General features: G+C 28.6%; 12 protein-coding genes. 7 read left to right on the forward strand and 5 right to left on the reverse strand.

The window, feature by feature from the left end; all coding sequences use genetic code 4:
• Window positions 1–9 precede the first annotated feature (9 nt).
• The 3 genes from EXC44_RS02680 to EXC44_RS02690 are packed head-to-tail and all read left to right on the forward strand — an operon-like array spanning window position 10 to window position 4833.
• Window positions 10–2271, forward strand: a complete 2262-nt coding sequence (locus EXC44_RS02680) for an ATP-binding cassette domain-containing protein (RefSeq protein WP_129621722.1) — start codon at window positions 10–12, stop codon at window positions 2269–2271.
• Complete coding sequence (locus EXC44_RS02685; RefSeq protein WP_129621724.1) at window positions 2271–3884, forward strand: ABC transporter permease; 1614 nt, start codon at window positions 2271–2273, stop codon at window positions 3882–3884. Before EXC44_RS02680 ends, EXC44_RS02685 begins: the two co-directional genes overlap by 1 nt.
• Window position 3885: 1 nt before the next feature.
• A complete protein-coding gene (locus EXC44_RS02690; protein WP_120160433.1) occupies window positions 3886–4833 on the forward strand; it encodes an ABC transporter permease in 948 nt (315 codons plus the stop codon).
• A 418-nt stretch (window positions 4834–5251) separates the two neighbouring features.
• On the opposite strand, the gene aspS is transcribed toward EXC44_RS02690, so the two are convergent.
• Both aspS and hisS read right to left on the reverse strand, forming a co-directional pair.
• Entirely contained in the window at window positions 5252–6958 is a 1707-nt protein-coding gene (gene aspS, locus EXC44_RS02695; RefSeq protein ID WP_129621726.1) for an aspartate--tRNA ligase, read from the reverse strand.
• Complete coding sequence (hisS, locus tag EXC44_RS02700; RefSeq protein WP_129621728.1) at window positions 6958–8301, reverse strand: histidine--tRNA ligase; 1344 nt, start codon at window positions 8299–8301, stop codon at window positions 6958–6960. Before hisS ends, aspS begins: the two co-directional genes overlap by 1 nt.
• 245 nt (window positions 8302–8546) lie before the next feature.
• Between hisS and infC the strand changes: the two genes are divergently transcribed.
• The 3 genes from infC to rplT are packed head-to-tail and all read left to right on the forward strand — an operon-like array spanning window position 8547 to window position 9756.
• Window positions 8547–9179: a translation initiation factor IF-3 gene (gene infC / locus EXC44_RS02705; protein ID WP_408634243.1), complete on the forward strand. Its 633-nt coding sequence runs from the start codon at window positions 8547–8549 to the stop codon at window positions 9177–9179.
• Window positions 9160–9348 carry a 50S ribosomal protein L35 gene (gene rpmI / locus EXC44_RS02710; protein ID WP_099309621.1) on the forward strand — a complete coding sequence of 63 codons (189 nt, stop codon included), beginning with the start codon at window positions 9160–9162 and terminating at the stop codon, window positions 9346–9348. Before infC ends, rpmI begins: the two co-directional genes overlap by 20 nt.
• A gap of 57 nt (window positions 9349–9405) precedes the next feature.
• Window positions 9406–9756: a 50S ribosomal protein L20 gene (gene rplT, locus EXC44_RS02715; RefSeq protein WP_099309620.1), complete on the forward strand. Its 351-nt coding sequence runs from the start codon at window positions 9406–9408 to the stop codon at window positions 9754–9756.
• Window positions 9757–9782: 26 nt separating this feature from the next.
• On the opposite strand, the gene whiA is transcribed toward rplT, so the two are convergent.
• On the reverse strand, window positions 9783–10664 hold the full coding sequence (whiA, locus tag EXC44_RS02720; RefSeq protein WP_120160425.1) for a DNA-binding protein WhiA: 882 nt from the start codon (window positions 10662–10664) through the stop codon (window positions 9783–9785).
• Between the two features lie 224 nt (window positions 10665–10888).
• Window positions 10889–12322, reverse strand: coding sequence for a pyruvate kinase (pyk, locus tag EXC44_RS02725; RefSeq protein WP_129621732.1), 1434 nt, complete (start codon window positions 12320–12322; stop codon window positions 10889–10891).
• A 117-nt stretch (window positions 12323–12439) separates the two neighbouring features.
• On the opposite strand from pyk, the gene EXC44_RS02730 reads away from it, so the two are divergent.
• Window positions 12440–14368 (forward strand): DNA gyrase/topoisomerase IV subunit B, encoded by a 1929-nt coding sequence (locus tag EXC44_RS02730; protein ID WP_129621734.1) that lies wholly within the window; start codon window positions 12440–12442, stop codon window positions 14366–14368.
• A 256-nt stretch (window positions 14369–14624) separates the two neighbouring features.
• On the opposite strand, the gene EXC44_RS02735 is transcribed toward EXC44_RS02730, so the two are convergent.
• Window positions 14625–15614 carry a ribose-phosphate pyrophosphokinase gene (locus EXC44_RS02735; protein WP_120160418.1) on the reverse strand — a complete coding sequence of 330 codons (990 nt, stop codon included), beginning with the start codon at window positions 15612–15614 and terminating at the stop codon, window positions 14625–14627.
• Window positions 15615–15637: the final 23 nt, after the last annotated feature.

A 15637-nucleotide genomic window follows, 5' to 3' on the forward strand; every position in this document is an offset into this window, starting at 1 on the left:
GAGGTTAAAATGGAAAAAATCAATGCAATTGAATTTGTTAATATTTCTAAATCTTTTGGAACTATTAAAGCTAACCAAGAAATTAGTTTTGAAGTTGAAAAAGGAACAATTCATGCTTTAATTGGCGAAAATGGTGCTGGAAAAAGTACCTTAATGTCAATTTTGTTTGGGCTTTATTCACCTGATACTGGTGTTATTAAAGTTAATAACAACGAAGTATTAATTAAAGGCCCTAATGACGCTAATGCATTAGGGATTGGTATGGTGCACCAACACTTTAAATTAGTTGATGTTTATACTAACTTAGAAAATATTGCGCTTGGTTCGAAAAACGTTAATAAAATCACTCGGATTATTGACTTTGGACCCGCAATTAGAAAAATTAAAACAATTCAAAATAAATTTGATTTGCATTTTGACTTAAATAAACTAACTGGAACAGAAACAGTTGCTACCCAACAAAAAGTTGAGATCATGAAAATGCTCTACCGTGATTCTGAAATATTGATTTTTGATGAGCCAACAGCTGTTTTAACAGACCAAGAAATTCAAGGTCTTTTAAATACATTTAAATTATTCAAACAACAAGGTAAAACAATTTTATTTATTTCACATAAATTAGGTGAAATAAAAGAAGTTGCAGATAATGCAACTGTTATTCGTCACGGAAGAGTTACCGGTAATTTCGCTGTTAAAGATGTTTCCATTGAAGAAATGGCAAACCGTATGGTAGGTGGTGAAGTGGAAAATGCTCGTAATCAGTACACTGACACATCTAAAAATAAAATTATTTTAGATGTTCAAAATGTTTCGACTGAAGGTGAAAAACCACTCAAAAATATTTCATTACAAATTAGAAGTGGTGAAATAGTAGCTATTGCAGGGGTCGAAGGTAATGGTCAAACTGACTTAGAATATGTAATTAGTGGGATGAAAAAACCTTCTAATGGTATAATTAGGTTAACTAAAACCCCTTTAATTAAAGAAAAACTAAAAATAATTCAAAAAGCCAATAAAACTAAAACTTACTTTAGTGTCTTAATGTTCTTTTTAACATTTATTGCTGGAACTATTTTAATGGTACTAACCCCAGAAGCTAAAGATATTAATGTTATTTATAAAATAATTGGTGGCTTTTTATATGCTATGTCAGCTGTCTTTTTCTATCAATCTGTAAATAGTGAAGTAAAAAACCGTAAGAAACTTGAAAATATTGTCTTTTGCAATTTTTCAAGTAAAGTGCGCCGCATTATTTATTTAACTAAAATAACATATTTAGTGACAACAATAACTTTATTAATTTTATGACTTTCAGCCTTTATATTAAAAGAATCACAAATTATCCCATTAGTGACCTTAATTTTATTACTAATTAATGGAATTTTAATGGCTTGAAATCTAGTCTTTATTTTTAAAGCTTTACATCTTTCAAGACAAATTTTTGATAAAAATAATTTATTTCATCATATTTGTGTTGTTGTACTAAATTCAATTTTATACATCATAGCATTCATTATTTTAGTTTTCCTTGCATTTACCAACATTAGAGCTACTTTAAGCGTCACAACTAATAACATTATTTATGCCTTAATGTATGTTTCTATCTTAATTGCAGCAATTGTTTTATTAATGTATTTTTATAAATGAGAATTATTTTTTACTAAAGTTAAACAAGGTGATCAAGACAAAGATGAATATTTAGATTTACAAAATTTATCAGTTTATGAAATTTCTAAACTTGGTTTATCATTTATTCCAAGTGATAGACATAAACATGGTTTAGTACTTGATTATAACATCAAATATAATACCGTATTACGTAGATTATGAGATTCTTCTTACGTTAAATTTGGTATTTTTAACGAAAAAGCAATTAAAGAAGAAACTAAAAATATTATTAATAAATATGATGTTAGAGGGGCAAGAAATGGTATTTCTCAAGCGCGCCAACTTTCAGGTGGAAACCAACAAAAATTTATTGTTGGTCGCGAAATGAACTCTCCTCATGATTTTATCTTAATTGTTCAACCAACTCGTGGATTAGACGTTGGAGCAATTAAAAATATTCATGAACAAATTTTAGAAGAGAAAAAGAATGGTAAAGCTATCTTATTAATTTCCTATGAACTTGATGAAGTTTTAGCTTTAGCTGATAAAATTGCTGTTATCAACACTGGTGAAATTTTAGCTGTCAAAGAAGCTAAAGATTTAACAAGAACTGAAATTGGTATTTATATGGCACATAAAAACGAAGAGAAAGGAATAAACTAATGAAAAAAGGTTTATATGCAGACAATCCTGTTGTAAATTTTGGTGAAAAAACACGCAGATTCTTCATGTTTGAAGAAAAAGCTAATAGCCGAAGAAAGATTTTTGCCTCTATTTGAGCTGTTTTCTTTGGTATTTTAGCTGCTTCAATTATTTATTGAATTATTGGAACCACAGGTGACAATCCACAAAACACAACTATTTTCTCATTTGTAACATATATTTTTAGATTTTCAAGTACTGAATCTAACCGTAGTACTTTCTTACTTTATTTCCTTTTCTTTGCTTTTTCTGGTTTAGCTATTTCAATTGGCTTTAAATCGGGATTATTTAATATTGGTGTTTCAGGTCAAATGACATTCCCTGCAATTATTTTCTTTGCAATTATTATTGGATTAAAATTAGATATTGAAAATATTTCTTTAGAATTTTTAATTGGAATGTTCTTTGTCTTTATTATCATGGGAATGTTTATTGGACTTATTTCAGGGTTTTTAAAAGCATTCTTTAATGTACATGAAGTTATTTCAACAATCTTTTTAAACTGAATTATTACTTATATTGCAAAATATTTATTTACACAAGGTAATGAAGCTTTTGGAAAAGAATCATTTAGTTACTTTGACCCAGTTAGTGGCACAAAAAATATTTTTATTAGTTCTGAATACCAAAACTTATTTATTTACTTTGGAATTGGCTTAATTATTGCTTTAGTTATTTTTGTCTGATTTATTTACAGCAAAACAGCTATTGGATATAAAATAAAAATGGTTGGATTAAATAAAACTAATGCTAAATATGTAGGAATTAACGAAAAACTACTTGTAGTAAGTATTATGGGTATTTCTGGTGCCTTATCAGGGATTGCTGGATTTTTCCTAATTATTCTTAAAAATAATAAATTAGAAGCAGCTTCTGCCCCAATGGCTATTGGGTTTGAAGCAATTGCTATTGCCTTAATTGCCTTAAATAGTCCAATTGGTGTTTTATTTACTTCAATTTTCTATTCTCTGATTAATACTGCTCAAATTGGATTTAGCTTTTTAAGAGGATCAGAAAAAGTTACTTTTGACTTTTTCCCAATCATTACTGGTATTATTATCTTTATGTCTGCTTTAGCTATTATTTTCTATAAATTTAGGGTGATTCGAAGCTTAGTTAAATATGGATATTTAAGCACTAATAAAACTTATTGGTATAACTTTAAAGTTTATCACTCAAGTAAATTTAAATACATTTTACCTGAGAAATTACGCTTATTTAAATTATATTTTGCTAACTTAAAAACACGTTTAAACTTTAGAAAACAAGAATCACTATATCAAAAAGAAGTTTATAACCAAATTAAAGCCTCAAAAAATATGAACGAAGAAGATCTTTTAAATTTTTATACTAAATTATCAAAAGCTAAATTTGAACATATCGCAAAACGTAATGATGCAGGTTTAAATAATTATCGTGATTCAAAAAATAAATTTAAAAACCAAGTTCAAAACCGTAAACAAAACTTTAATTTATTAAAAGAAACTTTATTCTTAGATTTTAATAAAAAAGTTTTAACTAAATATAAACAAGCTTTTAAAGTTAAAGATTTAGCTACTGAAGGAGGAATGTAATATGGAAATAATTTTTAGTTATACATTTTTCTTCTTTGTTATTTTGCTATTAGGAACAATTTCCGGAATCTTCTCTGAAAGATCAGGAACTGTTAATATTGCTGTTAACGGGTTTATGGTTTTTGGAGCTGCTATTTATTCAGTATTTAGTGTTATTTTCACTGATTCATTAAATATTACTAGTGCTTGATCACAAATTCCACTAACATTATTAGCTGGCTTTGTTACCTTAGTTTTTGGTTTATTATTTGGCTTAGCAGCAGTTAAATTCAAATCAGACCAAACTGTTTCTGGTTTTGCTATTAACGTATTAGCAACTGGTATTGCAGCTATGGTAGTTTTATACTTAACAACTAGAACGCAAAAAGCTGGATCTGTTATTGTTTTTAGAGGACGTGAAGAGTTAGCTTTATCTCCTGCAATTGGAACTTACCGCAACATTGTTTCATTTAAATTAGCAGTTGTTATTATAGTTGCAGTTGCTTCTTGATTTGCGCTTAGAAAAACTAGATGAGGTTTAAGATTTAGATCTGTTGGGGAAAACCCGCAAGCAGCCGACGTAGCTGGAATTAATGTAAATCGTATTAAATGGCAAGGCCTTGCGATATCTGGATTTATAGCCGGAATCGCCGGTGCTATTTATGCCCAAGTGCAAATTAATATATTTTCACTTTCAAAAGATGTGCAAGGGTTTGGTTTCATCGCCCTAGCTATTATGATTACTTCAAGATGAAAAATTAGTATTTCAGTTATTGTTTCATTATTCTTCTCATTCTTACTTGCTTTCTCATTCTATGGAATCAATACTCTTGGTGCTTCATTAAATAAATTTGCTGATTTATTAGCAATGATACCATACTTAATTACCTTAATTATTATGATTCTTTCAAGTAAGAACTCATATGGACCAGCTGCTGCCGGAATACCATATGATAAATCAAAACGGTAAAATAAACTTAAATACTACCTTAATTACAAACAACAAGCATTACTGGTTGTTGTTTGTAATTTTTTTAAAATTTCCTTAGCAATAAAAATTATGTTATAATTACAATGGTCTATTTGAATTTGCTCTATGAATTTAGTTTTTATTATGTGCATATTTTTATAGTTTTAATTTAGTAAAACTGTTTTTCTTTCCTTTCTTCGTGAGTCTTTCACTTGAAAACTTTTTAATTTTCTGTTTCAAAACCCGGGTTTAATAATAATTTTAGTTCGTATTTTATTTTATTCATTACAATATTTCTCAAATAGACCAGTATTATTTTTTACTCTCATATATCACTTTTTACCATCAAACTTGCCTATACAAAACAAGTTTGATGGTTTTTTGCTTGAATAAAAAAACAGCCCAATAAGGGCTGAACTTATTTATCTTGTTTTAATTCTAAATAAACTTCATCTAATTGGTCTTTGGCAACGGTTGATGGAGCACCAGTGAAGATATCCTCACTTTTTGAATTTTTTGGAAAGGCAATAACATCTCTAATACTGCTATGGCCTGCTAAAATCATAATTATACGATCAATTCCTAGTCCGATGCCACAATGTGGAGGAACCCCATATTCTAAGGCATTTAAAAAGAATCCAAATTTTGATTTTTGAGTTGCCTCGTCCATGCCAATTAAGTCAAAAACTGTTTTTTGAGTTTCTTTGTCAAAGATTCTTGCTGAACCTGAACCTAATTCAAAACCATTTAAAACTAAATCATAACTTTTTGCTTTGATTTGTGATTTATCCAGTTTTTTGACTTCTTCTAATGAATGCTTAAACTGAGTAAATGGATGGTGAGCGGCTGCTCATGAGTTAGTTTCTTGATCATATTCAAACATTGGGAAATCAATAATTCACTTAAATACATATTCTTTTGTTGCTCAATTAAATCAATTATTTAATTCTGTTCTTAAAGCGCCTAAAGCTTGTGAAGTGTTTTTATATGAATTAGCAATAATTAAATATGTACCATCTTGCTCAGTTTGTTTTTGAATTAAATTTTCCACTGCTATTAAAACTTTAGAAGCAAAGTTAGAATGTTCAACTTGGCCCTTATTTACAACAAAATAAAATAAGGCATTAGCTCCATTTTTCTTAGCAATTTCTTCTAAAGTTTTAAATTGTTTCTTTGTGATTTGTTCAGTTATTTTTAACAATCTTTTACTTGGAGCACTTTTAATAATATTAAAATCTGTGTCATTACAAAAATCATTAATATCTATAAGATGTTTTGCGAAACGTAAATCAGGCTTATCACTACCATATTTTGCAATAGCTTCATCGTATGTAATTCTTTCAAATGGTATTTTTAAATTTACATTAAGTGTTTTTTTCATAACATATTGAAACATTTGTTCAACTAAACTTTGAAAATCTTGAACATCAGTAAAGCTTGTTTCAATATCTAATTGGGTAAATTCAGGTTGCCTATCTTTTCGTGAATCTTCATCACGAAAACACCTTGCAATTTGGAAATATTTTTCAAAACCCGAAATCATTAAAAGTTGTTTAAAGAGTTGTGGACTTTGAGGCAAAGCATAAAAACTATTAAAATTACGTGTTGGAACTAAAAAGTCTCTTGCTCCTTCCGGAGTTGCTTTAGAAAGAATTGGAGTTTCAATTTCCATAAAGTTTTGGTTTTGTAAAAATTCTCTAAGGGCAAAAATAAATTTATTACGTAATGCCAAAGTATTTTGCATTACTGGTCTTCTGAGATCTAAAAATCTATTTTGTAATCTTAATTCTTCTTTTACTTCTATATCATCGCGAATTTGAAATGGTAATTCATTAGCTGCTTTTGATAAAACTTTATATTCTTTAACAATTATTTCAATTTCACCAGTTGGTAAGTCATAATTAATATCTTTGCGAGCAACTACTTCTCCAGTAACTTCTAAAACGCTTTCTTTAGTAAAATTAATTGGAGTATTAAACACTAATTGAGTAATACCAAATTTATCACGTAAATCAACAAAGTTTAATTCACCAAATTTACGTTTATTTGCTACTCAACCAAATAAAGTAACATCTTGACCAATATCGTTTTTTCTTAACTGATTATTATTAATTTGTTTTGTCATTATTCATCCTCCAAAATTTCTTCAATAGCATTTAAGGTATATTCTGGGATAAATTCAATATCATTAATTAAGAATTTAAGAAGCAAGAACACACCATCATCTTCCTTTGAAAAAGTAATTCTTTCTTTAGTTGTCAAGTTCTTTATAATAAATAAATCTGGGTATTTTAAATCAGTTGTAATAATATAATTAGCGTTATATTTACTTGCTTTTTCTAATACTTTTTTAGACCTAACTAAGCTAAATTCTAAAATAGCTTGGAAGTTTGGTATTTGGCTTAAAGCAATGTAAAAAGGCATTAAATTTTTAATATCTGATTCTTTATCTGTTGCAACTAAATAAAATTTTGTTGATTGATCTTGTGCCTTGAGTTTTTCAATTGATAAAAGTTTGTTATTATCAAAAAAGTCCATTAAACGTTCAACCCCTAAGGCAAAACCAACACTTGATAAAGCGGGGCCTCCTAATTCATTAATTAAATTAGAATATCTCCCACCTCCAATAATAGCAGCTTGCGATTTATCAGAACGCGAAGTTGCAATAAATTCAAAAACTATTTCATCATAATAATCTAATCCTCTAACTAAATCTTCTGAAACTTTATAATCTATATCTCATTCTTTTAAAGAACCACATAAATTTTTAAAATATCTTTTTGATTCATCAGATAAGTATTTTGAAATCTTTGGTGCTTTTTTAACAAAATCTAGTTGTGAATCAATTTTATCATCTAAAATACGTAACACATTACCTGTTTCAAGTCTTTCTTGTGAAATAGTTGAAAGCTGTGATTTATAAGGACTAAAATATTCTTTTAAAGCTTTTGAATATTTATCTCTTGTTTCTTTATCTCCAATTGTGTTAATTTTTAAAGTAAAATCATCATTAGCAAAAGCATTTAAAAGATTGTAGGCTAATAAAATAACTTCTAAATCTTTTAAATAATTTTTTTCTCCGACATGTTCAAAACCGATTTGGAAAAATTGGCGGTATCTTCCTTTTTGTGGTTGTTCGTAGCGAAACATTGGGCCAATATAAAAAAATTTTTGATTTGGTAAAGTATGTCACTTATTTTCTACATAAGCTCTTACAAAACTTGCTGTTCCTTCTGGTCTTAAGACAATGTTTCTATTTCCTTTATCTGTGAATTGAAACATCTCTTTGCGAACTATATCTGAATCTCCAACACTTCTTGAAAATACCTCTAAATTCTCAATAATAGGAGTATCTATTTCCTGGTAAGCTAGTTGGGAAGCCAAAAATCGAGTAGCTTGAAAAATATGATTTCGAACCTGAGTTTTTTCAGGAGAATAGTCGATAGTTCCTTTAATTTTATTTATCATAAAAACTCCTTATAAATATATTTATTATTATAATTATAACCGATTGAAAAAAAACCAAAAAACAATCAATAATAATTATTTTTTGTGCTAAAATAGATAAGCAATATAATTTAATTGCAGAAAGTAGAATCAACTTCTCACCTGATAGCCCTATAGCTTTGGGTTTAGCTACAATTAAATGCATCATATTAGATGCTTTTTTGGTAGGTAGAGGGCGATTACTTTAAACTTATTTTTAAGGAGAAATTATTAATCATTCAGATAAAAGAAAAAAGCCTGCTTCAGAGCATTTTGTAAATAACGATATCCCATACCCAAAGGTATTTGTCATAAATTCTGATGGAGAAAAAATTGGAGTTAGAACAAAAAGTGAAGCTTTGGACTTGGCAATTAGTCAAAAAATGGACTTAGTTTTAATTAGTGTTGATCCTAAACCTATCGTAAGAATTTTAGATTACGGAAAATTTAAATACGATCGCAAGAAAAAACAAAAAGAAATCAAAGAAAAACAAACGAATATCCAAAATCGAGAAATTCGTTTAACACCAATGATTGGTGAAAATGATTTACTAACTAAAAGTAGAAAAGCTCGTGACTTTTTACTGCAAGGCGACCGTATTAAAGTATCTGTAAAACTAAGAGGACGTGAGATCGGAAGAAAAGATCTTGGTTTAACAGTCTTAGAACGTTTTTTTGAAAGTGTTGAAAATGTTGCTGAAAAAACTACTGAACCTAAATTAGTTAATGACCGTTTTTTAGACATGAATCTCCAACCTAATAAAAATAAAATCGCTAAATACTTAAAAGAAAAGAATCAAAATGCACAGAATGCACAAGATTCTTCACGAGGAGAACAAAATGCCAAAAATGAAAACTAAGAGTGCTTTAAAGAAACGTATTAAAGTTACTGGAACTGGTAAAGTTTTAAGAGAACAAGCTTACCGTTCACACTTAGCACAAAATAAATCAACTAAACAAAAACGTCATGCCCGTAAATCTGTATTAATGTCAAAAAGTGACTTCAAGAGATTTAAAGCTTTAATATAATCTTGCTACACTTTGTTTCAAGATATTTAGATTAATTATATAGAAAGGAAATATACTATGGCAAGAGTTAAAGGCGGAACAGTTACAAGAGCTAGACGTAAAAAATGACTAAAATTAGCAAAAGGATACTTTGGACATAAATCAATCGGATACAAAGTAGCAAAACAAGCAGTTGTTAAATCATGAACTTATGCATTTAGAGACCGTAAACAAGTTAAAAGAAACTTCCGTAAATTATGAATTGCTCGTATTAATGCAGCTACAAGAGCTGAAGGACTTAGTTATTCAAAATTTATTAACGGACTTAAAAAATCTAACATTTTAGTAAACAGAAAAATGTTATCTGAATTAGCAATTCATGAACCAAAAACTTTCTCAATGTTAGTTGAATTAGCAAAGAACGCTTAATTTGAAATAATAAAACCACTGAAATTTTAAATTTCAGTGGTTTTCTTTTTATTATTTTTATTTGTTAAAACTACTTTATCTAGTTTTCTAAATCAATGGTTTGCCCCACTTTTAGTAATTGTATTATTGCTTTGGTTTTGTTGCAAGAAGACTAGTTCATTCAAAGAGAGTCAAGGGTTTTCAGTTTTAAGTCTAAAAAACATTAGTTGGTCATTAGTAAAATGATCTAGCAAGTTATTTTCGAAAACATAGTTAATATTTTCAATATGTTTTATAGAACTATTAGCTATTTTTTGTAGGTTAGAAAAATCAATGTTATTTGTACGATTTAAAACATTATCTTTATCACGAACTATTTTTAAATCTTGAAGTTTAAACCAAGCTTTTTTGGCACCAATAGCTGATAGAAAATCTAAGAGTTCATCAATTTTTTTAATATACAAAATATATCTATTACGTTTCTTAATCAAATGAAAGCTAAAATTATATTTATTTAATTTATTTTGAATTAATTTACTATTTTCTAAGGTTAAGGTGGATATTTCTAAATGGTATGAAGTAGTGTTAAGATCAGAAATATTCCCTGAACCAAGGAAAATGCCTGCAAAAAAAGAAGTTAAATATTTATCATTGTCAAAAATATTACTTCAATCAAAATTATCTTTGTCTAAAATAATTTTGTGTTTTCATTCTGATTTAGTTGTATATTTAAAATTATTTTTCGCTAATTTATTAATTATTTTATCTTTAATATAAGTATTTTTAATCACTAGTGTATCTTGCTTGTTTGTAAGATTAGAATTAGCAAAAAACATACCTTTTAAAAGGTAATAATCTTCAAGTCTTTTTTTTGAGTTAATTAAAATTTCTTTTTTGATTTTAGATGTAAATGAGACTTTAGTTTTCATAATTTTACCTATTTTAAAACATAACAGCTTATTATAGCATAAAGATTATTATTTGGGTATTTTAGTCTTATATTTTTCTGATATATAGCTTAAGAAAGTATCAAGAAAAATACCTAACACACAAGTAGGCGTTTAAATAAATAACAATTTTGAAAAGTAAAAAAGTATTGATGTAATAATAATTTAAAAACCTAGGGTAATTCCTAGGTTTTATACAAATTGAATTAAGCAACAATTTTTTCAGTAAATTTATCGTTTTCAACAACAATATATTTATCACCTTGTTGAATTCCATATGGTCTTAAAGCTTCAACACCTTTACATGTACTTTCTTTAATTAATGGGAATAATTTTTTTGATTCAACTGAAACAAAAACACCTGAGTAAGCACCAAAACCACCTAATAGTTTTTCATCATTTAAAATACCAATTGTTAAGGTATTAGGGCGGAATTTAGCAACATGTTTTAATAATTCACCAGTTCTTGAAAGAACTACGACATATTTGTATTCACCTGATTTAACTTTTTTGGCAATTTGGTATGCAATTCTAGTACGTTTGTCACTTTGGTCCGAATTTTGTCAAACACTTTCAAGTTGTCTTTCATAGTAATTTCTTGAGTAAAATTCTTTTTCAGCACGTCTTGAGATAGCTGTCATAGTTTTTACTGCTTCAAGTGGAAATGAACCGTTTGCGCTTTCTCCTGAAAGCATAGTTGAGTCAGCTCCTAATTCTACAGCATAATATACGTCAGTAACTTCAGCTCTAGTTGGGTGAGGTGAATTTTCCATTGAGTCTAACATTTGGGTTGCTACAATAACCATTTTACCTGCTTCACGACATTTTCTGATCATTTTCTTTTGATAGTAAGGTACATCATAGTAAGGGATTTCAAGACCTAAATCACCACGAGCAACCATAATTCCATCAGAAGCTTCAATAATTTCATCAATATTTGTACATCCTAAGTGTGATTCAATTTTTGAAATAATTTGTACATGGCTTCCGCCGTTTTCGTTTAACAATTGTCTTAATTCATTAACATTTTTAGCTGAGTTAACAAATGAAGCAGCAACATAGTTAATTCCTTCTTTGATACCAAATTTAATATCATTAATGTCTTTTTCAGCTAAGAAAGGTAATGAGAAGTCAACACCTGGTAAATTAACACGTTTGTTGGTTTTTAATTTGTGAGTATTTTCTGCTCTAACTTTTACATATCCTTGACCAACTTCGGTAACAACAGTTGAAAGTTTACCATCATCAATTAAAACTTGGTTTCCAACTTCAAGGTCTTGAGCCATATCATAAGCAACACTAATTTCACTTGAAGTACCTTCTAAGTTTTGGTATTTTTCAGCTGTAGTATGAATTAATAAATATTTTCCAGCTTCGACAACTTGTCCACCGTCTTTCATTTTACCAATTCTAATTTCTGGACCTTTAGTGTCTAACATTAAAGACACAGGAATTTGTAAGTCCTTACTTACTTGTTTTGCAAGTCTGAACTTGTTAGCTTGCTCTTCATGAGAACCATGGCTAAAGTTAGCTCTAATAGTTGTTACACCATTTTCAACTAATGAACGTAATGTTTCATAGTTATCACTTGATGGACCAATGGTTGCCACAAGTTTTGTTCTTTTATCTGTGATTTTCATTTTAATAAAACTCCATATTCTAATTTAATTTGATTTATTTGATCCTTTAAATTTTAACAAAAAAAACCAAATTTTAAATTTAATTATAATAATAGTTTTTTATATAATAATTTAACTATGGAAAATAGATACACAGCAGAGAATATAAAACAACTCAAAGGATTAGAGGCAGTTCGCAAAAGACCTGGAATGTACATTGGTTCAACTGATGTTTATGGCTTGCATCATTTGCTTTGAGAAATTGTTGATAATGCAATTGATGAAGCTTTAGCCGGTTATGCTGACAAAGTTACTGTAAAACTAAGAAAAGATGGCTCAGTTTTAGTTTCTGACAACGGAAGAGGAATTCCTGTTGACAAAGCAAAAAACGAAACAAAAACAGCAGTAGAAATAGTTTTTACTGAGTTACATGCAGGAGGTAAGTTTGACTCAAATACTTATAAAGTTTCTGGGGGATTGCATGGTGTTGGTTCAAGTGTCACTAATGCTTTTTCAACAAAATTAATTGTTACTGTTGCAAGGGACAGTCAGCTTTATTATACTGAGTTTTGCCGTGATAAAATTATTCAAAGAACTAAAATTATTGGAAAAACAAAAGAAAAAGGAACAACCGTTGAATTTTGGCCTGAATATGAAATATTTAAGAAATCCAAATTTAGTTTTGAACGAATTGCTGAAAGGTTACAAGAAAGTGCTTTTTTAATTTCTGGCTTAGAAATTAAATTATTTGATGAAATTAATAATTTAGAACAAAGTTTCAAATATCGCAATGGACTTGCAATGTTCTTAGAATTTTTAAATAATACCAAAACTCAAGTCACAGCACCAATTTCACATAAAGAATTAAAACGTAATATTGAAGTTCATTTTTCTTTTCAATGAAATGATACATATAATGAAGGATTAATTTTAAGTTTTGTTAATAATATTAAAACTAAAGATGGTGGAACACATGTTCTAGGGATTAAATCAGCTTTTAATAAAATCTTCAATGACTATGCGCACAAAGAAGGTTATTTAAAAGCAAATAATAGCTTTGATATCACTGATATCATGGAGGGTTTAACTTGCATAATATCAGTGAAAATTCCTGAAACTATGCTTGAGTTTGTAAGCCAAACAAAAGACAAACTTGGAACACCAGAAGCTAAAAGTGCTGTTGATGAGGTTGTAAGCTCATTTTTAGAAATGTGGCTGAGTCAAAACAAAAACTTAGCTAAATTAGTTTTAGATAAAATTAAGAAAACGTATGAAGTTAGGATTGAAACTAAAAAAAGACGCGAAGAAGCAAGAACTTCCAAGAAAACTTTATCTGGTAAAAAAATCATTAGTGATAAATTAACTCCAGCAAGCTCAAAAAAAGCACTAGAACGAGAGTTATTCTTAGTTGAAGGTGATTCAGCCGGAGGCTCAGCAAAAAGTGGCAGAGACCGTAATTTTCAGGCTATTTTACCCTTACGTGGAAAAGTTATTAATGCAGAAAAAACTTCATTAATAGATTTATTGAAAAATGAAGAAATAGTTACAATTATTAATGCAATTGGGGCCGGAATAAGTAAAAACTTTGATTTAAGTAAATCAGAATATGGCAAAATTATTATTATGACTGATGCTGATACTGATGGAGCACACATTCAATGTTTATTATTAACATTCTTTTATCGTTACATGAAACCTTTAATTGAAAATGGACAAGTTTATATTGCTATTCCGCCTTTATATAAGATAACAAATAAAGCAAGCAAAAAAAGCCAATATTTATGAGACGAGCAAGAACTCAGAGATATCTTAGAAACTAAGGGAACAAATTTTGAAATACAACGTTATAAAGGGCTTGGAGAAATGAATGCAGATCAACTTTGAGAAACTACAATGGATCCGAAAAAACGCACATTAATAAGAGCAACAATTAACGATGCATATTTAGCTGAAAGACGTATTAGCACCTTAATGGGTAATGATTCTTCAAAACGAAAAGATTGAATTGATAGCAATGTTTTATTTGATGATTATGATGATTATTTAGAAAAATTCGCCAAAATATAAAATAAAAGCACTTTGAAAACATAGTTAACCCCCTAAGTTAGAGCAAATTATTTGCTAAACTTAGGGGGTTAACTATAATTTGCCATGATGTTATAATTGATTAAAATGTTAATTTTTTCGTCTATGTTTATTTATTATAATTTATATATTAATATTTTTCTAGATTTTAATTGTTGATCAAGTAAGTATTTTATAAAAAAATATTTGGAATATTTCCCCAAATATTTAGTTTTTATTTACTTTTATCTAAAAATAACTAACATTTTTCTTTAGTACAAAGCGAAATTTCTTTTCGAAAATCTTTATAAACTGATGAAATACTTGATTTAGTTAACGATGCATTAATTACACGTGCTAAAAAAGGACCAAGTGAGACAACATTAAGTTTTTTATATTTATTTGCTCATGAGCTATTATCAATACTGTTAGTGATAATTACTCTATCAACATCCGGGTGATTTTCAAAAACTTCAAAACCTTTGGTAAAAATACCGTGTGATGCTGCCACAATAATTTTTTTAGCTCCTTTTTGTTTTAAAGTTTCAACAGCTTTTAAGATTGTGCCACCTGTATCAATAATATCATCAATTATAACAGCATTTTGATTTTCAATATTACCTAAAATACCCATAACTTCTGTTTTATTTACCTCAGTTCTACGCTTATCAATAATACAGATTTGAACAGTGTCAGCAATTAATTCGGCTAATGTTCTGGCTCTTACTGTTCCTCCATGATCAGGTGAAACAACAGTGAACTTTTCACCTGTTTGTTTTAGAGCATAAGCAATTGGGTATTGGCCTTTTAATTCATCAACAGGGATATCAAAAAATCCTTGAATTGATGGGTTATGTAAATCTACACAAGTTATTTTTGTTACACCAGCTTTTTGTAATAAATCAGCAACTAATTTAGCGCCAATTGGTTGTCTCCCGCTAGCTTTTCGATCTTGGCGTGCATACCCATAATAACTTAAAATAACATTGATGCTGCGAGCGCTACCGCGTTTTAAGGAATCAACAAATAATAATAATTCCATAATATTATCATTTACTGGTCTTGAGGCACTAGCAATTAAAAAGACATCCTTGTCTCTAACAGTATGTTCAGAGACAAGCATTACTTCTCCATCAGCATAAACGGTACGTTCGATTTTAGAAACTGGTATATTTAAAAGATTCGAAATCTCACTAGCTAACTTTAGGGAATTAAGCATTCCGAATAATACTACATTTTCTTTATCCATTATTTCCTTACTAATAATATTTT

The organism is Mycoplasmopsis bovirhinis (genome assembly GCF_900660515.1).
Taxonomy (GTDB): Bacteria; Bacillota_I; Bacilli_A; order Mycoplasmatales; family Metamycoplasmataceae; genus Mycoplasmopsis; species Mycoplasmopsis bovirhinis.